15 protein-coding genes and 2 tRNA genes are annotated in these 18,767 nt (G+C 45.0%); 4 read left to right on the plus strand and 13 right to left on the minus strand.

Going from position 1 to position 18,767, the window contains the following annotated elements; genetic code table 11:
* Positions 1-94: 94 nt before the first annotated feature.
* The 10 genes from infB to rlmE all read right to left on the minus strand — a co-directional run bounded on the left by infB (position 95) and on the right by rlmE (position 10,804).
* Positions 95-2,779 carry a translation initiation factor IF-2 gene (gene infB, locus H735_RS00870; protein WP_020193887.1) on the minus strand — a complete coding sequence of 895 codons (2,685 nt, stop codon included), beginning with the start codon at positions 2,777-2,779 and terminating at the stop codon, positions 95-97.
* Positions 2,780-2,800: 21 nt separating this feature from the next.
* The gene (gene nusA, locus H735_RS00875; protein WP_005439457.1) at positions 2,801-4,288 is read right to left on the minus strand and encodes a transcription termination factor NusA; all 1,488 of its coding nucleotides are present in this window, start codon (positions 4,286-4,288) and stop codon (positions 2,801-2,803) included.
* 36 nt (positions 4,289-4,324) lie between these two features.
* Positions 4,325-4,780 carry a ribosome maturation factor RimP gene (gene rimP, locus H735_RS00880; protein ID WP_005439455.1) on the minus strand — a complete coding sequence of 152 codons (456 nt, stop codon included), beginning with the start codon at positions 4,778-4,780 and terminating at the stop codon, positions 4,325-4,327.
* A gap of 232 nt (positions 4,781-5,012) precedes the next feature.
* Positions 5,013-5,089, minus strand: a tRNA-Met gene (locus H735_RS00885).
* A 56-nt stretch (positions 5,090-5,145) separates the two neighbouring features.
* A tRNA-Leu gene (locus H735_RS00890) sits at positions 5,146-5,229 on the minus strand.
* A gap of 18 nt (positions 5,230-5,247) precedes the next feature.
* On the minus strand, positions 5,248-5,586 hold the full coding sequence (gene secG, locus H735_RS00895; protein ID WP_005439454.1) for a preprotein translocase subunit SecG: 339 nt from the start codon (positions 5,584-5,586) through the stop codon (positions 5,248-5,250).
* Between the two features lie 225 nt (positions 5,587-5,811).
* Complete coding sequence (gene glmM, locus H735_RS00900; RefSeq protein WP_020196570.1) at positions 5,812-7,152, minus strand: phosphoglucosamine mutase; 1,341 nt, start codon at positions 7,150-7,152, stop codon at positions 5,812-5,814.
* A gap of 10 nt (positions 7,153-7,162) precedes the next feature.
* Positions 7,163-8,002 carry a dihydropteroate synthase gene (gene folP, locus H735_RS00905; protein ID WP_027726728.1) on the minus strand — a complete coding sequence of 280 codons (840 nt, stop codon included), beginning with the start codon at positions 8,000-8,002 and terminating at the stop codon, positions 7,163-7,165.
* 84 nt (positions 8,003-8,086) lie between these two features.
* A complete protein-coding gene (gene ftsH / locus H735_RS00910; RefSeq protein WP_020196572.1) occupies positions 8,087-10,066 on the minus strand; it encodes an ATP-dependent zinc metalloprotease FtsH in 1,980 nt (659 codons plus the stop codon).
* 108 nt (positions 10,067-10,174) lie between these two features.
* Entirely contained in the window at positions 10,175-10,804 is a 630-nt protein-coding gene (gene rlmE, locus H735_RS00915) for a 23S rRNA (uridine(2552)-2'-O)-methyltransferase RlmE (protein ID WP_005439450.1), read from the minus strand.
* Positions 10,805-10,942: 138 nt separating this feature from the next.
* On the opposite strand from rlmE, the gene yhbY reads away from it, so the two are divergent.
* A complete protein-coding gene (gene yhbY, locus H735_RS00920) occupies positions 10,943-11,239 on the plus strand; it encodes a ribosome assembly RNA-binding protein YhbY (RefSeq protein ID WP_005425257.1) in 297 nt (98 codons plus the stop codon).
* 92 nt (positions 11,240-11,331) lie between these two features.
* On the opposite strand, the gene greA is transcribed toward yhbY, so the two are convergent.
* Positions 11,332-11,805: a transcription elongation factor GreA gene (gene greA / locus H735_RS00925; protein ID WP_005439449.1), complete on the minus strand. Its 474-nt coding sequence runs from the start codon at positions 11,803-11,805 to the stop codon at positions 11,332-11,334.
* 537 nt (positions 11,806-12,342) lie between these two features.
* Between greA and H735_RS00930 the strand changes: the two genes are divergently transcribed.
* Positions 12,343-13,347 carry a porin gene (locus H735_RS00930; RefSeq protein ID WP_020196573.1) on the plus strand — a complete coding sequence of 335 codons (1,005 nt, stop codon included), beginning with the start codon at positions 12,343-12,345 and terminating at the stop codon, positions 13,345-13,347.
* Between the two features lie 117 nt (positions 13,348-13,464).
* Positions 13,465-14,889 (plus strand): serine-type D-Ala-D-Ala carboxypeptidase, encoded by a 1,425-nt coding sequence (gene dacB, locus H735_RS00935; RefSeq protein ID WP_020196574.1) that lies wholly within the window; start codon positions 13,465-13,467, stop codon positions 14,887-14,889.
* Here dacB and H735_RS00940 read toward each other — a convergent pair.
* Positions 14,868-15,713 (minus strand): magnesium transporter, encoded by an 846-nt coding sequence (locus H735_RS00940; protein ID WP_020196575.1) that lies wholly within the window; start codon positions 15,711-15,713, stop codon positions 14,868-14,870. The two genes, dacB and H735_RS00940, sit on opposite strands and share 22 nt — an antisense overlap.
* A gap of 423 nt (positions 15,714-16,136) precedes the next feature.
* The gene (gene tyrS, locus H735_RS00950) at positions 16,137-17,324 is read right to left on the minus strand and encodes a tyrosine--tRNA ligase (RefSeq protein ID WP_005449169.1); all 1,188 of its coding nucleotides are present in this window, start codon (positions 17,322-17,324) and stop codon (positions 16,137-16,139) included.
* A gap of 130 nt (positions 17,325-17,454) precedes the next feature.
* Here tyrS and H735_RS00955 point away from each other — a divergent pair, with 130 nt between their 5' ends.
* Positions 17,455-18,744 carry a peptidoglycan DD-metalloendopeptidase family protein gene (locus H735_RS00955; RefSeq protein WP_020196577.1) on the plus strand — a complete coding sequence of 430 codons (1,290 nt, stop codon included), beginning with the start codon at positions 17,455-17,457 and terminating at the stop codon, positions 18,742-18,744.
* The last annotated feature ends 23 nt before the right edge of the window (positions 18,745-18,767 follow it).

Here is an 18,767-nt window from a genome sequence, read left to right on the forward strand (position 1 = left end):
ATGGGGGGATGGTCAAGCCAGCCCCCCATGGTGTATTCAACAACCAATTACTATTTGTCTTTCAGACGTTTAGTAATTTTAGTCAATTAGTCAATTAGTCTAGAGTACGTTTGATTTCAACGATTTCGAATACTTCGATCTGGTCGCCAACGCGAACGTCGTTGTAGTTCTTAACGCCGATACCACACTCGTAGCCATTCTTAACTTCTTGAACGTCATCTTTAAAGCGACGAAGTGATTCTAGCTCACCTTCGTAGATAACAACGTTGTCGCGTAGAACGCGGATTGGGTTGTTACGCTTAATTAGACCTTCAGTAACCATACAACCAGCGATTGCGCCCAGTTTTGGTGACTTAAATACGTCACGTACTTCAGCAAGACCAATGATTTCTTGCTTGAATTCTGGAGCAAGCATACCGCCCATTGCTTGTTTAACTTCGTCAATCAATTGGTAAATGATTGAGTAGTAACGTAGGTCAACGCTTGCTGCTTCAATTGCACGGCGAGCAGATGCATCCGCACGTACGTTAAAGCCAAGGATGATTGCGTTTGAAGCTTCTGCAAGAACTGCGTCAGTCTCAGTAATACCACCAACACCAGAACCAACGATGTTCACTTTAACTTCGTCAGTAGATAGTTTCAGTAGAGAGTCTGCGATTGCTTCTACAGAGCCTTGTACGTCAGCTTTCAGTACTACGTTTAGTTCAGCAACTTCACCAGCAGTCATGTTAGAGAACATGTTCTCTAGTTTAGATTTCTGCTGACGAGCAAGTTTCACTTCACGGAACTTACCAGCACGGTAGTTTGCTACTTCACGCGCTTTACGCTCGTCACGTACTACTGTTGCTTCGTCACCTGAAGATGGTACGCCTGAAAGACCTAGGATCTCTACAGGGATAGATGGACCAGCTTCTGTGATTTCTTGACCTAGTTCGTCACGCATTGCACGAACACGACCGTATTCTTGGCCACAAAGAACGATGTCGCCTTTGTTTAGCGTACCTGATTGAACAAGTACTGTTGCAACTGGACCGCGACCTTTATCTAGGCGAGATTCAACAACAACACCAGATGCCATGCCTTCAGCTACAGCTGTAAGTTCAAGAACTTCAGACTGAAGAAGGATTGCTTCTAGAAGACCATCGATGTTTGTACCCTGTTTAGCAGAGATGTGAACGAACATGTTCTCACCGCCCCATTCCTCAGGGATTACGTCGTATTGAGCTAGCTCATTCTTAACGTTGTCTGGGTTCGCGTCTTCTTTATCGATCTTGTTCACAGCAACAATTAGAGGAACGCCTGCCGCTTTCGCGTGCTGGATCGCTTCAACTGTTTGTGGCATTACACCATCGTCTGCTGCAACTACAAGAACAACGATATCTGTCGCTTGAGCACCACGAGCACGCATTGCAGTAAACGCTGCGTGTCCAGGAGTATCAAGGAACGTGATCATGCCGTTGTCAGTTTCAACGTGGTAAGCACCGATGTGCTGTGTAATACCACCCGCTTCGCCTGAAGCAACGTGTGTACGACGGATGTAGTCAAGTGTTGACGTTTTACCGTGGTCAACGTGACCCATGATAGTTACAACTGGAGCACGTGGTACTGCTTCTGCGTTTGTATCACGATCAGATAGTACTGCTTCTTCCAGTTCATTCTCTTTACGAAGAACTACCTTGTGACCCATTTCTTCAGCAACAAGCTGTGCTGTTTCTTGGTCGATCACTTGGTTGATAGTCGCCATAGCGCCCATCTTCATCATTACTTTGATAACTTCTGTCGCTTTAACCGACATCTTGTTAGCAAGTTCAGAAAGAACGATTGTTTCACCGATTACTACGTCTTGTTTTGCTACAGTCGCAGACTTATCGAAACCGTGTTGCATTGAAGTAGGCTTAGCAAGTTTGCCTTTGTTACGGCCTTTGCCACCACGTTGGTTACGACCACCGCGTGATTGCTCTTCTTTTGCTGGCTTCTTCTTCTTACGACGAGCACCGCCTTCTTCTTTACGGTCAGCTGCATCTTCAGCTTCACGAGCGTAACGAGAAGTGGTTACGTGGTAGTCAGAGTTTTCAAGTTCTTTCTTCTTAGACTCTTCTTCAGACCAACGAGCTTCGTTCTCTTCTGCAAGTTTACGAGCTTCTTCAACAAGCTTCGCGGCTTCTTGCTCAGCTTTACGTTGGGCTTCTTCTTCCTGACGACGCTTTAGCTCGTCAGCTTCTTTCTTCGCTTGCGTATTAGCATCCGCATTTTTTGCATTCATGTCTTTCTTAGCCTTTTCAGCTTGTGCGCGTTTTGCCTTTTCTTCAGCTTCACGTTTTGCATCCGCTTCACGTTTCGCTTTCTCATCGGCTTCGCGCTGTGCTTTCTCTGCAGCTTCACGTTCGGCTTGTTCTTCTGCCTCACGCTTCGCAAGCTCTTCAGCTTCACGCTTTGCTGCTTCCTCAGCCTCACGTTTTGCGTCGTCTTCGATAGTGCTGCGCTTCACATATGTGCGCTTCTTACGCACTTCTACTTGAACATCCTTACTTTTGCCGCCACCTGCTGCAACACTTAGCGTGCTACGAGTCTTACGTTGAAGCGTCAGTCTAGTAGGTTCAGATTCGCCCGACTTATCGCCGTGCTCTTTCTTCAGGTGAGAGAGAAGCTTTTGCTTCTCTTCATCCGATACATGGTCAGAACTCGCTTTGTTCATGCCAGCGTCAGCAAGTTGTTCCATTAAGCGGTCGACTGGAGTACCAATCTCTTCACTCAGAGCTTTAACTGTTAATTGTGTCATGCCGCTTCCTCCTTGCTGATATTATGCTTCTTCGCCGAACCAACAGATGTTACGTGCAGCCATGATAAGCTCACCTGCGCGTTCTTCTGTTAGGCCTTCAATACCTTCTAAATCGTCGATACCTTGGTCGGCTAGATCTTCTAGTGTTGCTACACCTTTTGCTGCCAACTTGAATGCCATCTCACGCTCTAGACCTTCAAGGCCTAGTAGGTCTTCAGCAGGCTCTAGACCTTCAAAAGACTCTTCTTGCGCTAGGGCAATTGTAGTTAGTGCGTCTTTCGCACGGCTACGAAGTTCTTCAACAAGCTCTTCGTTTAGGCCGTCTACGTCTAGCAGTTCGTTAACTGGAACGTATGCGATTTCTTCTAGCGTTGAGAAACCTTCTTCAACAAGTAGTTGAGCGAAGTCTTCTTCAATGTCTAGGTACTTCATGAAGTTTTCGATAGACGCTTGAGACTCTTCAGCGTGTTTCTTCTGAAGATCTGCCACAGTCATTACGTTCAGTTCCCAACCAGTTAGTTGAGACGCTAGACGTACGTTTTGACCGTTACGACCGATAGCTTGCGCTAGGTTGTCAGCTTCAACTGCGATGTCCATAGAGTGTGCATCTTCATCAACGATGATAGAAGCAACGTCAGCTGGCGCCATTGCGTTGATAACGAATTGAGCTGGGTTATCGTCCCAAAGAACGATATCGATACGCTCACCACCAAGCTCACCAGATACTGCTTGTACACGTGCACCACGCATACCAACACACGCACCTACAGGGTCGATACGTTTGTCATTTGTTTTAACAGCGATCTTAGCGCGAGAACCTGGATCACGTGCAGCACCTTTAAGCTCGATGATTTCTTCAGCGATTTCTGGTACTTCTACACGGAATAGTTCTGCCAGCATTTCTGGCTTAGAACGTGTAATGAACAGTTGGAAACCACGCGCTTCTGGAGCAACTTTGTACAGAAGACCACGAACACGGTCACCTGGACGGAAGTTTTCACGAGGAAGTTGGTCATCACGTAGGATTACCGCTTCTGCGTTGTTACCTAGATCCATTACAACTGTTTCACGGTTTACTTTCTTAACAACACCAGTGATTAGGTCACCTTCGTTGTCGATAAACTGTTCTACGATTTGTGCACGCTCAGCTTCACGTACTTTTTGTACGATAACTTGCTTAGCAGTTTGAGTCGTAATACGGTCAAATGTAACCGATGGGATATCGTCTTCTACGAAATCACCTAGTTGAATGTCTGCATCTTCATACTGTGCAGCTTCTAGAGAGATTTCTTTTGTTGGGTTTTCTACATCTTCTACAACCAACCAACGGCGGAAAGTTTCAAACTCACCCGTTTTACGGTCGATAGCGACACGTACATCGATTTCGATTTCGTATTTTTTCTTTGTAGAAGTTGCTAGAGCAATCTCAAGAGCTTCAAAGATACGCTCACGAGGTACCGCTTTTTCGTTCGATACCGCTTCTGCTACCGCTAAAATTTCTTTACTCATTGTATTTAGCCTCTAAGCTTCAAATTTTTTAGGGAACTAAAATTTAGGGATCAGGTTAGCTTTTGAAATGTTACTTAGAGCAAACTCTTCTTGTTGCCCATCAACAGTAACTGCAATTGTCTCACCATCTACGCTGTGGATAATACCTGCCCACTTACGACGGTTTGCAACAGCCATTTTCAAAACGATGCTGACCTCGTGACCAATAAATTGCTCGTAATGTGCTGCTTTGAAAAGTGGTCTTTCTAAGCCTGGAGAAGAAACTTCTAGGCTGTAAGCAACAGAAATTGGATCTTCAACGTCTAGTACTGCGCTAACCTGATGGCTTACTTCTGCACAAGCGTCTACATTGATGCCATTTTCGTGGTCGATGTAGATACGTAACGTTGAGTGCGCACCCGCACGAATAAATTCTAATCCAACCAACTCATAGCCTGATGCCTCTACTGGAGCTTCAAGCATTTCAGTAAGTTGTCTTTCTAAACCAGTCATTTGAACCACTCCAGAAACAAAAAAAGGGCTCAGAGCCCAATCAAAAAACCAAGCAGTGATCCGAGTTAAATTACAAAAACTCAGATAACAAAAAACCCCGAAAGTCGGGGTTTTATGCTGCTGGACCCTGATACATTAAGAATAGCCAAAAATTTGCTTTTCTTAACTCACAGTGTGGTTAGCACTGTGCAAACTTGCCAATCGAATCATTCTTTCCAATGAAAGAAGAGATTGGTTGCGGGGGCCGGATTTGAACCGACGACCTTCGGGTTATGAGCCCGACGAGCTACCAAGCTGCTCCACCCCGCGTCCGACTTGCTGAGCATTATACGCTCAACTAAGTGATTTACAAGTTTGTAAATTCATGGTGCCGAGAGAGGGACTCGAACCCTCACACCAAAGGCACTAGCACCTCATGCTAGCGTGTCTACCAATTTCACCATCTCGGCTACATAAACCTTTACAGCTTATTGTGGAATCTCATCACCTGCTGGTGCTGGAACTTCACTTGCTGCATCTTTAACTTGTTCTACAACTGGCTGACCTAGTGTTGGGTCTACCCATTGTGACTCAGTCTTGTGCGTAGACATACGACCAAGTAACAAGCTAATGATAAAAAATACGGTTGCTAAAATAGCAGTTGTTCGGGTTAAGAAATTACCTGAGCCGCTTGCACCAAACACTGTGTTTGAAGCACCTGCACCGAACGAGGCTCCCATATCTGCGCCTTTACCTTGTTGAATCAACACAAGGCCAATCACACCAAGCGCCGCCAACAGGTAAATCACAAGTAGAACTGAAAACATTTTTTTCCACCTATGTTCCAAATTGTTGAGCCAGCGCCGTTCAAAAACAATGATGTTTATTTATGAACAAGGCTAGCGACCTCCTAACGGGAGGCGGAGCAATACTAGCGAAAGCCAGTAACGCTGACAAGGGAAAATTAGCAAAAAGTCAGTGCTAACGCATTAAGCGCTCAAAAAAAGGGCAAAAGATGCCCTTTTCTCTCGCAAAATAGGTTAACGCAATGATTAACAACTTGCTTTTACTGCATCTGCAATTTTAAGCGCAGAGCTTTGAACAAGTTCAGCATCTTCACCCTCAACCATAACTCGGAGCAAAGGCTCAGTACCTGATTTGCGAAGCAGTACGCGACCTTTGTCACCAAGCTCAGCTTCAACCGCTGCTACTGAGTCTAGTACAGCTTGGGCTTCAAGTGGGTTGCTTTCACCAGCAAAGCGTACGTTTTCTAGCACTTGTGGGTAAAGCGTCATCCCTTGAGACAAGTCGTGTAGTGTCATATCACTGCCAACTACAGAAGCAAGAACTTGCAACGCAGCAACAATAGCATCACCTGTAGTGACTTTGTCTAGCAAGATAACGTGACCTGAGTTTTCCGCACCAATTTTCCAGCCTTTCGCAAGTAGCTGTTCCATTACGTAGCGGTCACCTACAGCAGCACGTACAAATGGAATACCCAATTGCTTTAAGCCATTTTCCATGCCTAGGTTGGTCATTAGCGTACCAACAACACCACCTTTTAGTTCACCACGACGCAGTGCGTCACGTGCGATGATGTAAGCGATTTGGTCACCATCAATCTTGTTACCTAGATGGTCAACCATGATGATACGGTCACCATCACCATCGAACGCTAGGCCAAGATGAGCTTGCTCTTCTGCCACACGCTTTTGTAATGCACGAACGTCAGTCGCACCCACTTCAGCGTTAATGTTAGTGCCGTTTGGCTCAACACCCATTGCGATAACTTCTGCGCCTAACTCTTTGAATACGTTAGGAGCGATGTGGTAAGTCGCACCGTGTGCACAGTCAACAACAATTTTTAGGTTTGCAAGGCTCAACTCAGAAGGGAAAGTGCTCTTACAAAATTCGATGTAACGACCTGCTGCATCATTTAGACGAGTCGCTTTACCTAGTTCAGCAGATTCAACACATTCGATGTCTTTGTCTAGCTCAGCTTCAATAGCAAGCTCGATATCATCCGGAAGCTTAGTACCTTCAGATGAGAAGAACTTAATACCGTTGTCGTAGTAAGGGTTATGAGACGCTGAAATAACGATACCCGCTTCCGCACGGAAGGTTTGCGTTAGGTAAGCAACCGCAGGGGTTGGCATTGGCCCCGTAAAGGTAGCTTTCAGACCAGCTGCTGCAAGACCGGCTTCAAGAGCAGATTCAAGCATGTAGCCAGAGATACGCGTATCTTTACCGATGATAACTTTCTTAGTGCCTTGTTTTGCTAGTACACGACCAGCAGCCCAGCCAAGCTTTAGTACGAAATCCGGAGTAATCGGGTATTGACCAACTTTACCGCGCACACCGTCAGTACCAAAATAACGTCTTTTATCAGACATAAAACTTTCCTTAATTCTTTTTGATATTTTTGTTCGTCATCTCAACCACCTTCATTGCTTCAATGGTTTCTTCAAAGTCATGAACTCGAATGATCTGCGCACCTTTCATTGCAGCGATAGTCGCACAGACCACGCTTGCATTAGTACATTCCGCTGCGGGTTTATCCAACAACTTAAAGATCATTGACTTACGCGACATACCAGCAAGCATTGGTAAACCGAATACATGGAACTTATCGAGATGAGCGAGCATATGATAATTGTGTTCTATGGTTTTGCCAAAGCCAAAACCTGGGTCTAGGATAAGTTGAGACTTATCAATACCCACCGCTTCACAAGCAGCAATGCGTTCTTTGAGAAATTCTGAGACATCTTCCATCAGATCATCATACTGTGGATTTGCCTGCATCGTTCTAGGTTGACCTTTCATGTGCATCAAGCAAATTGGTAGGTTTGCTTGTGCTGCCACTTCCAGAGCCCCCGGCTCTTGAAGCGCGCGAACATCGTTAATGAGGTCAGCACCAGCAGCAACCGCTTGACGCATCACTTCAGCTTTACTGGTGTCGACAGAAATCCAAACATCGTATTTTTCGCGAATGGCTTTGATAACTGGAATGACACGTTGTAGTTCTTCCTCTAGCTCAACATCTGGGGCGCCGGGACGCGTCGACTCGCCACCGATATCGATAATACTGACGCCAGCAGCAATCATTTTCTCAGCCTGGGCAAGCGCAAGATCGAGAGAGTTGAACTTACCGCCATCGGAGAAGGAGTCAGGGGTTACATTGAGAATCGCCATGACGTGAGGGCGAGAAAGGTCGAGAGATTTGTTGTTTGCTTTAATAATCATAGCTTTAATAATCATAGCTTTAATAATCACAACATATACAAAAACCCCGAGCTTAACTCGGGGTTTATTATCAAAGGCTACTCTTTATTCAGAGTCTTTCTTTTCTGGCGCTTCGCTTGAAGTCGCTTCTTGAGAAGCAGGTTGCTCTACTGGTTTTGTAGCCTCTTCTGATTTCTCTTCAGCTTTTACTTCAGGTTTCGCTTGAGGCTTATCGTTGTCTTCTGGTTTGTTTGCAGGTTTGTCACCCCAACCAGCAGGCTCACGAATGTCCGTCTTACGCTCCATCAGGTCATCAATCTGGCCAGCATCAATGGTTTCATACTTCATTAGCGCATCTTTCATCGCATGCATGATATCCATGTTGTCTTGCAAGATTTGTTTCGCACGGTCGTAGTTACGGTCGATGATCTTACGAACTTCATCATCGATTAGCTTCGCTGTGTCATCAGACATGTGTTTAGTCTGAGTCACACTACGTCCTAGGAACACTTCACCTTCTTCTTCCGCATACAGTAGCGGACCAAGTTTCTCAGAGAAGCCCCACTGCGTAACCATCTTACGAGCGATGTCTGTTGCACGTTCGATATCGTTCGATGCACCTGTCGATACTTTGTCAGCGCCGTAGATCAGCTCTTCCGCTAGACGGCCACCGTACAAGCTAGAAACCATTGATTCTAGGTGTTGGCGAGACATACTCACACGGTCTTGCTCAGGTAGGTACATAGTCACACCCAACGCACGACCACGTGGAATGATAGACACTTTGTAAACTGGATCGTGTTCAGGAACCAAGCGACCAACAATTGCGTGCCCCGCTTCGTGGTATGCTGTTGATTCTTTCACTTCCTCAGACATCACCATTGAACGGCGCTCTGCACCCATCATGATCTTGTCTTTAGCCAGTTCAAACTCAACCATAGAAACGTTGCGCTTGTTGCCGCGTGCAGCAAATAGAGCAGCTTCGTTAACTAAGTTTGCTAAGTCAGCACCAGAGAAGCCTGGAGTACCACGTGCGATTAGAGACGGCTCTACATCACCCGCTAGAGGCACTTTGCGCATGTGTACTTTAAGAATTTGCTCACGACCACGTACGTCTGGAAGACCAACAACGACTTGACGGTCAAAACGGCCAGGACGCAACAGCGCAGGGTCAAGTACGTCAGGACGGTTAGTCGCAGCGATAACAATGATACCTTCGTTACCTTCAAAACCATCCATCTCTACAAGCATTTGGTTTAGTGTTTGTTCACGTTCATCGTGACCACCACCAACACCTGCACCACGTTGACGACCAACCGCATCGATCTCATCGATGAAGATGATACAAGGTGCCGCTTTCTTCGCTTGTTCAAACATGTCACGTACACGAGAAGCACCAACACCTACGAACATTTCTACGAAGTCAGAACCTGAGATAGTAAAGAATGGTACTTTTGCTTCACCAGCAATAGCTTTCGCTAGTAGCGTTTTACCAGTACCAGGAGGACCAACCATTAAAACACCTGTTGGAATCTTACCACCCAGTTTTTGGAAGCGGCTTGGATCACGCAGGTAGTCCACCAATTCTTTTACGTCTTCTTTTGCTTCGTCACAGCCTGCAACGTCCGCAAAAGTTGTCTTGATCTGCTCTTCGCTCATCATACGAGCTTTGCTCTTACCGAAAGACATAGCGCCTTTACCGCCGCCGCCTTGCATCTGACGCATGAAGAAAATCCATACACCAATCAGTAAGATCATTGGGAACCAAGAAATGAAAATAGTGCCTAGTAAGCTTTGCTCCTCAGGAGGCGTACCTTGCACTTTCACGTTTTGATTAATTAGGTCATCTAGAAGCTTTTGGTCATACACAGGCATGTAAGTAACCATTTTGGCACCGCCGCCGCGACGAACAAAGCTAATCTCACCGTCTTTAAAAGTTGCTTCTTGAATCTGGCCTTGGCCAACTTCCTGTACAAACGTGGTGTAATCCACGGTTCTGCCATTGCTCTCTCCAGGGCCAAAGCTCTGGAATACCGACATCAATACGACAGCGATAACAAGCCACAGAATTAAATTTTTTGCCATGTCACTCAAGGTGTCAGCCTCTCGATAACTAATTGTAATTAAAGGTAGGGTACTACAGTTCATTTCCTGTAGCTATAGTGTTAACCATGCTCTAAACGAGCGAAATAGTTAACCTTTGTAACCAGTGGCTACAACGAAGACTTCTCGGGAGCGAGCTCGCGATGAGTCTGGTTTTCTGATTTTTACGACTTTAAACATGTCTCGGACTTCTTTCACGAATTGATCGAAGCCTTCACCCTGGAAAACCTTTACGACAAAGCTACCATTAGGTGCTAGAACTTGTCGACACATATCTAAAGCCAATTCAACTAAATACATAGCTCGTGGCTGATCTACAGAGTTATTACCAGCGATGTTAGGAGCCATATCAGACATTACTACGTCAACCATCGAAGGTTGGATTCTTTCTAATAGAGCATCTAAAACCGCCTCGTCACGAAAGTCACCTTGCAGGAAGCTTACACCAGCGATTGGATCCATAGGCAATAAGTCACATGCAATGATTTGACCTTCTTCACCTATTATCTTAGCAGCATATTGAGACCATCCACCTGGAGCTGCACCTAAATCGACGACAGTCATCCCAGATTTCAACAATTTATCTTTCGTTTGGATCTCTTCGATTTTGAAGTAAGCACGAGAACGGTAGCCTTTTTTACGAGCTTCGTTTGCGTATTTATCATCAAAGTGTTCTTTCAACCAACGACCAGAACTAGCCGAATGTTTTTGTTTACTCATTTTAATCCCAACAAGGCGTAATTAGGAGCTATTGTTCTAATAGGCTCAACCTATTACTCAATAAATTATAGTCTTCAGCAATAGATGGCGTTAAAATAGCTTTTTTCAACCCTTATTTTAAAGAAAATTGGCCGCGTAATGAACCTAAGCACCAAACAAAAGCAGCACCTAAAAGGCCTGGCTCACAGTTTAAAACCTGTTGTGCTAATGGGCGCAAATGGACTTACAGAAGCCGTGCTAGCAGAAATTGAAATCGCTCTTGACCACCACGAACTGATCAAAATTAAAGTTGCATCAGAAGACCGTGAGACAAAACAGCTGATCATCGACGCTATCGTACGTGAGACGGGCGCTGAAAAAGTTCAGACAATTGGTAAAGTACTTGTGCTATACCGCCAGTCTGAAGAGCGTAAAATCGAAATCCCACGTAAGTAATCCCTACTTGCGCAGAGGAAGAAGAAAAGGTCGCCATGGGCGACCTTTTTTGCATCTACTATTTAAGCCTAATTAAAACAGACTGGTTTTAATTAGATATACTCAACGCTATCGATTTCGAAGTCTTTCGCACCGCCTGGGGTTTGAATAACGACTTCGTCACCTTCCATCTTACCGATCAAACCACGTGCGATTGGAGAACTGATTGAAATGCGACCGGCTTTGATATCTGCTTCATCGTCACCAACGATTTGGTACGTTTTCTCTTCTTCTGTATCACAGTCAATTAGAGTAACCGTTGAACCAAAAATCACTTTACCAGTGTTGTCCATCGTTGTTACGTCAATGACTTGAGCTACAGATAGCTTGTATTCAATATCACGGATTTGTGCTTCACAGATACCCTGCTCTTCACGAGCTGCGTGGTATTCTGCGTTTTCCTTCAAGTCGCCTAGTTCACGCGCTTCTGCGATTGCTTCTGAAATTTGTGGGCGAAGCTTTAGTAGACGATCTAGCTCAGTACGTAGCAATTGTTCGCCACGCAGTGTCATTGGAACTTTTTCCATTATATAACCTCAAGGCCAAAGGTGTCTTTGGACAAAAAAAGCCCACCCAATCATGGTGACTGGGTAGTACGTTCAAAGATTCTGTTTTGATTAGTTTAAACAAACTAGGGTATGAAATCACCTTAATTCGATTTTGCTGCCTAGTTGTGTGGTTAATAACGCGCCATCAATTGTTTTTAGATTTAACCATCATCGCAATTTATTGAAAAACAACACTGTTCATTACATAAAAAACCTCAAGAAAGATAAAAACAAATCAATGTCAGGCTAATGTCATGCTGACACAAACCGTTAAAATACAACCACTTGAGACAAGCAACCACACAATTGAACACCGTTCATTAGTTGAATTTATATCATTTTACTAACTCATAAGGAAACTTTAGCAGTAAAACATGTTCGGCAAGTTGTTACGTCATAGCTTTTTCGAATGTGGGCGATTCTCACGAGTGAAACTATACGCACAACAACAACTTGTGAGAGATAACCTCTCCCCCATAAAACAATGATTATGGACAGCTAACTAGGACAAATAAGATGAAAAAGACTCTAATTGCTCTTTCTGTATCTGCAGCAGCTATGGCAACTGGCGTTAACGCAGCTGAGCTTTACAACCAAGACGGCACTTCTCTAGAAATGGGCGGCCGTGCTGAAGCACGTCTATCTATGAAAGATGGCGACGTAGCGGACAACTCTCGTATCCGTCTAAACTTCCTTGGTACTCAAGCAATCAACGACAACCTATACGGTGTTGGTTTCTGGGAAGGTGAGTTCACTACAGCTGAAAACGGCGGCGTAGACGGCAACAGCAATCTAGACACTCGTTACGCATACGCTGGTCTAGGCGGTGCTTTCGGTGAAATGACTTACGGTAAAAACGACGGTGCGCTAGGCGTTATTACTGACTTCACAGATATCATGGCTTACCACGGTAACTCTGCTGCTGACAAACTAGCTGCAGCTGACCGTTCTGACAACATGTTCTCTTACAAAGGCCAATTCGAAAACCTAGCTGTTAAAGCTAGCTACCGTTTTGCTGACCGTGAAGAAGTGAACGGCGAGTACACTGACAACGGCGAAGATGGCTACTCTCTATCTGCAATCTACACTCTAGGCGACACTGGTCTTGACCTAGGTGCTGGTTACGCAGACCAAGCTGACGCGAACGAATACATGCTTGCTGCTTCTTACACTATGAGCGACCTATACTTCGCTGGTGTATTCACTGACGGTGAAAAAGAAGCAACATTCAAGAACACTGTAGATTACACAGGTTACGAACTAGCGGGGGCTTACACTCTAGGTCAAACTGTGTTCACTTCTACGTACAACAACGCAGAAACTGACGGCGAAACTTCAACAAACAACTTCGCTGTAGACGCGTCTTACTACTTCAAGCCTAACTTCCGTGGCTACGTATCGTACAACTTCAACCTAATTGATGCTGGCGATTCAATGGGCTCAACTACTGCTTCTAACTACAAAGCTACTAAAGCTGATGCAGAAGACGAGCTAGCTCTAGGTCTACGTTACGACTTCTAATTAAGTCTTAAGACTTGAAGATAAAATGCTCGCACTATGCGGGCATTTTTTATATCCAGAATTCTGCGATTTTTCGGTATATACTCAATTGCATAACTAACCTCACGAACTGTCACTATGCGCTTACCTTGGTCTTTATTACTTTTTTCTAGTCTCGCCCCACTCACATCAATGGCTTATCCTCATCAAGAGGTTTTGCCAGAAGGTTCTCGTGTCAGCTTGATTGCTGAAAAGCTCAACGACCAAAGCGAGCTAACTGGTATTCACCCAACCGATCAGTATTTCCCACCAGCCAGCACCTTAAAAGTGGTCACAGCTTTAGCGGCAAAGCTCGAACTAGGGAATAGCTTCGCATTTCGCACCACATTAGAAAGCTCGAGCTCAGATGCTGTACTTACTTTCTCTGGCGACCCAACACTGCTCACTCAAGACCTAAAAACGATGCTGACGCGAGCAAAGAAAAATGGACTAAGCCAAATTAAAGGCGATCTTTGGTTAGATAATAGCGCCTTTACTGGGTACAACCGCGCTGTAGGCTGGCCATGGGATATTTTGGGGGTTTGTTATAGTGCGCCAGCGTCCGCAATCACTCTAAATGACAACTGTGTTCAAGCTTCCATTTACACCAAGAAAAACGGTTCAACGCGAGTTTATGTCCCTGAACATCAACCAATTAATGTCAGCACCAGTGTAAAAACCGTCTCTAGAAGCGTTCAGAAGAGCCGTCACTGTGATTTAGACCTTATTGCTAACCCAGATAACAAATATGAACTAACTGGCTGTCTGGTCGACCGTGGCGACAAGCCCCTTCCTCTTAAATTCGCCGTGCAAGATCCTGAACGCTACACTAGCCAAAAAGTGCAAAAACTCCTTAAACAAGTCGGCATTTCATTAAAAGGGAATGTCCGAATTGGTAAAGCTCCAGAAAAACAGCGTAAATTGCTTGCTGTACACAAATCTAAACCGTTGCCGCAACTATTGGATCAGATGCTAAAACGCTCAGACAACTTGATTGCTGACACGCTGACTAAAACACTTGGCGCAAAGTTTTTTGTTCAACCGGGAAGTTTTACTAATGGCACAGAAGCCATCAAACAGATCATCTTTGCCAATACAGGTGTCGATATTCGTAATGCAAGATTAGAAGACGGCTCTGGCTTATCACGCAACAACCGAATTTCAGCTACTTCGATGGCGGCTATTTTGCGTTACATTTGGCAGCATGAGAAAGAGCTTAACCTGATCGCAATCATGCCTAAGTCTGGTGAGTCTGGGACCTTGCAATACCGCAAAAGTATGCGTAAGGCGCCAATTAAAGGGCAGTTGATTGCGAAGAGCGGTTCACTTTACGGAACCTACAACATGGCTGGGTATGGGTTGGATAAGAATGGTAAACCAAACACGGTCTTTGTTCAGTTTGTCTCGGACTATTTCCCAGAAAAAAGGGACGATAACAAACCTGTTGTCGCCCCTATTACTCAGTTTGAGACATTGTTCTACCAAGATATTGTGAGCTTTAGTCAGGCAATGCCTAAGAAGTAGTTCACCACAGTAAAGTAGATCCACATCCCTGAGATATCGACAATCGATGCTAAGACTGGGCTCACCAATACGGCAGGGTCCAGTTTACAAGCTCGAGCAATAATAGGCAGTAATCCGCCTAGCGTGGTTGAAATGGTCACCTGAATAAACAACGCAACGGCAATCGCCAACGCGATATCCTCAAGCGCAAAGCCACCTGTAGATTGCCCGCCACTAAATAGCATGATGCGACCAACCATAACGACAGCAATTGCTAGTGCGATAAAAAGAGCGACACGGCTTTCTTTCCATAGCACTTCCAACCATTGGCGCTTCTTAAGCTCACCCGTTGCGAGAGCGCGAATGACTAAGGTCGCAGCCTGAGTTCCGGTATTACCACCAGCAGCAGCGATTACGGGCATATACACGGCAAGCAATACAAGTTGACTTAAAGTGTCCTCATACTGAGCAATGATCAAACCCGACACTATCCCTAAAAGGGCAAGAGCAATGATCCAACCAATACGCTGCTTCACATGTTCCAACACACTAGTCGATAAGTAGCCATCTGGTGTATCGACTTCCGACATATGCAAACCTAATTGGTGAGCATAGTGACGAGCACGTTTATCATATCCAGCTTGTTCAAGTTGAGCGATAAGGCTATTTACATAGCCAACCGAGCAGTGCTGCAAAATACCAACCGCCTCGTCAATAGGCATGATCGTTAGTAGGTGCAATTGTTGCTCTTGTTCGTATTGCAAAAAAGCATTACGAGCGGCACCAATCTCCACTTCAGAGAAGTTTGGTGTTGTTTCAATAAAAGTGTTGTTCATTACCGTCATGGCGAATCTCCCGATTGGCATTGGTAACGACCATCGACAACGCACGCAAAAAGCTTTCTACACACCCGACTTGTATAAATACAAATGCAGGACGCGCGAAAACATCAATGCCAAAGCACTGTCTATTCAGAATTTATGAAGGGAAATAACAAGAAGGAAAAATTAGAAAAGATGCCTCACCACTCAGGTAAGGCGGAGATCGCCAATACCGAAGCGGGTTATTTCGCTCCCTTAATCTTACTCACCCAACAACTGGGAGGATGGTCGGTATTGTTCATGTAAATCTCCGATAAAGCTGCTCACGTAGCAGCGCGCATATAGTAACAAAGTTCGACCATTTTTACAGTCAATCTCGCGTGTATTCACCAAATTTTAATACAAAAAAAGCGCCTATAAGGCGCTTTCATTTTGAACAGTTATTGATTACTTAATAGTAATACGTGCGAATTTACGTTTACCTACTTGGAATACGTAAGTGCCTGCTTCAGGAACAAACTTCGCATCAGCAACTTTCTCGCCTTCGATCTTAGCTGCGCCTTGCTTAACCATGCGCATAGCTTCAGAAGTTGAAGCACATAGACCCGCTTCTTTCAATAGATTTGCTACTGGCGTGCCAGTCTCAAAATCAAACTCTGGCATTTCATCAGGAATTTGATTTTTCGCGAAACGGTTAACGAACTCTTGCTCTGCCGCATCTGCATCTGCTTCACTGTGGAAGCGTGCAATGATTTCTTTTGCTAGCAGTACTTTGATATCACGAGGGTTCTTGCCTGCTTCTACGTCAGCTTTGAACTGTGCAATTTCTTCCAATGGACGGAAAGACAGTAGCTCGTAGTAGCTCCACATTAGATCGTCAGAGATAGACATGATCTTACCAAACATTTCGCTTGGCGCTTCACTGATACCAATGTAGTTGCCTGAAGATTTAGACATCTTCTTCTCGCCATCTAGACCAACTAGAAGAGGCATCATCAGTACAACTTGAGGTTTTTGACCGTGAGATTTTTGCAGCTCACGCCCCATTAGCAGGTTGAATTTTTGGTCAGTACCACCAAGTTCAACGTCCGTTTCCATTGCTACTGAGTCCCAACCTTGAAGTAGCGGGTACATGAACTCGTGGATAGCGATTGGTTGACCACCAGCGTAACGCTTTTTAAAGTCGTCACGTTCTAGCATACGAGCAACAGTTTGGTTCGCAGCAAGACGAATCATGCCTTCTGCGCCAAGCTCAGATAGCCACTCAGAGTTGAACTGAATTTTTGTCTTAGCTGGATCTAGAATTTTGAACACTTGCTCTTTGTACGTTTCAGCGTTGCGTAGAACGTCTTCACGACTTAGTGGTGGACGAGTTGTGTTCTTACCTGTTGGGTCACCAACCATCGCAGTGAAGTCACCGATTAGGAACGTCACTTCATGACCTAGTTCTTGGAACAAGCGAAGCTTATTGAAAATAACCGTATGGCCTAGGTGAATGTCAGGTGCTGTTGGATCGGCGCCCAATTTAATACGTAGAGGACGACCTTCTTTTAGTTTTGCGATCAGCTCTTCTTCTGGAATCAGCTCTTCAACACCGCGCTTAATCTCGGCTAATGCAGCTTCAATGCTCGCCATTCTTGTTCACTCCCACAGATTTGGCAAAAATATAATAGCTGAACATCTTACTTGAATAGCGATGCATTTTGAAACACGTTAGACTAGGTAGTTGTCAATTTTTACGTTTAATTTAGTAATCAAGTACCTCATGCATTCGATTTTTGTCCGACTACCACTCTTGCACAAAGTACTGATCGGTTTTTTTAGTGCACTTATCATTGTCGCGCTGTTTTTCTTACCCGATCCGCAAGACCTCGATCCGCAGCAAAGCCGACTCAAAGTTGGTGAGCATTATTCGGTACCAATTTCCGTAGAATCACCCGAGCGCAGCACTTCTTCTAACCTCCCTTCTGTTTTGCGCTGGGAAACGTATAAAGTCAAAAATGGTGAGAGTGCTGCGGTTCTGTTTCAGCGCGTTGGTCTATCTCCTCGCCTTTTGCATGAACTGATTACTTCCGATAAAGAAATCAAACAACAACTCACTCGACTTCGTCCTGGCGACAGACTCCAGTTTGGCTTTGATGAAAACAACGACTTTATTCAACTTAAACGTACACTCAATGCCTTCGAAACTTTCCGTATAAAACTGCAAGGCAGCAAATACGTTTCTGAAGTTGATAAGAAAGAAGTCGATTACCAATTCAACTACGCAGAAGCGACCATCAAATCCAACTTCTGGAATGCAGGCATCTCATCAGGCTTGAATGCGAACCAAATCATGGAATTAGCAGGCATCTTTGGCTGGGACATCGACTTTGCATTGGATATTCGTAAAAACGATACTTTCCGTGTGCTTTACCAAGAAGAAGTCGTCGAAGGTGAAGTCATTGGGCGAGGAAAAATTATTGCTGCAGTGTTTAAGAACCAAGGTGATACCTTTACTGCAATTTTGGATGAAAAGAGCGGCAAGTATTACGATGAAAATGGTCGAGCCATGAAGAAAGCCTTTTTGCGTGCGCCATTGGACTTCCGTCGCGTAACGTCTAATTTCAACCCTCGTCGTTTACACCCTGTCACTGGTAAGGTTCGTCCTCACCGAGGCACCGACTACGCTGCGCCTGTTGGCACACCGATCTGGGCTGCTGGTGATGGTGTGGTACAAAAGTCTGCCTACAATAAGTTCAACGGCAACTATGTGTTTATCAAACACAGCAACACTTACATTACCAAATACCTGCATTTAACTAAACGCATGGTTAAGACAGGACAGCGAGTGAAACAAGGACAAACCATTGGTACGCTCGGCGGCACTGGGCGGGTTACGGGACCTCACTTGCACTACGAATTCTTGGTAAACGGCGTACACAAGAACGCTAGAACAGTTAAGCTTCCGCAGTCAAAATCTTTAACGGGTAAAGCAAAACAAACCTTCATGGCGAACGCAAAAGTGAGCATGGCAAAACTAGAACGCTACAGTAAGTTGCTCGCAATGAAATAAATAAGTCGTGATTCACGACAATA

It is taken from the genome of Vibrio owensii CAIM 1854 = LMG 25443 (genome assembly GCF_000817815.1).
GTDB lineage: Bacteria > Pseudomonadota > Gammaproteobacteria > Enterobacterales > Vibrionaceae > Vibrio > Vibrio owensii.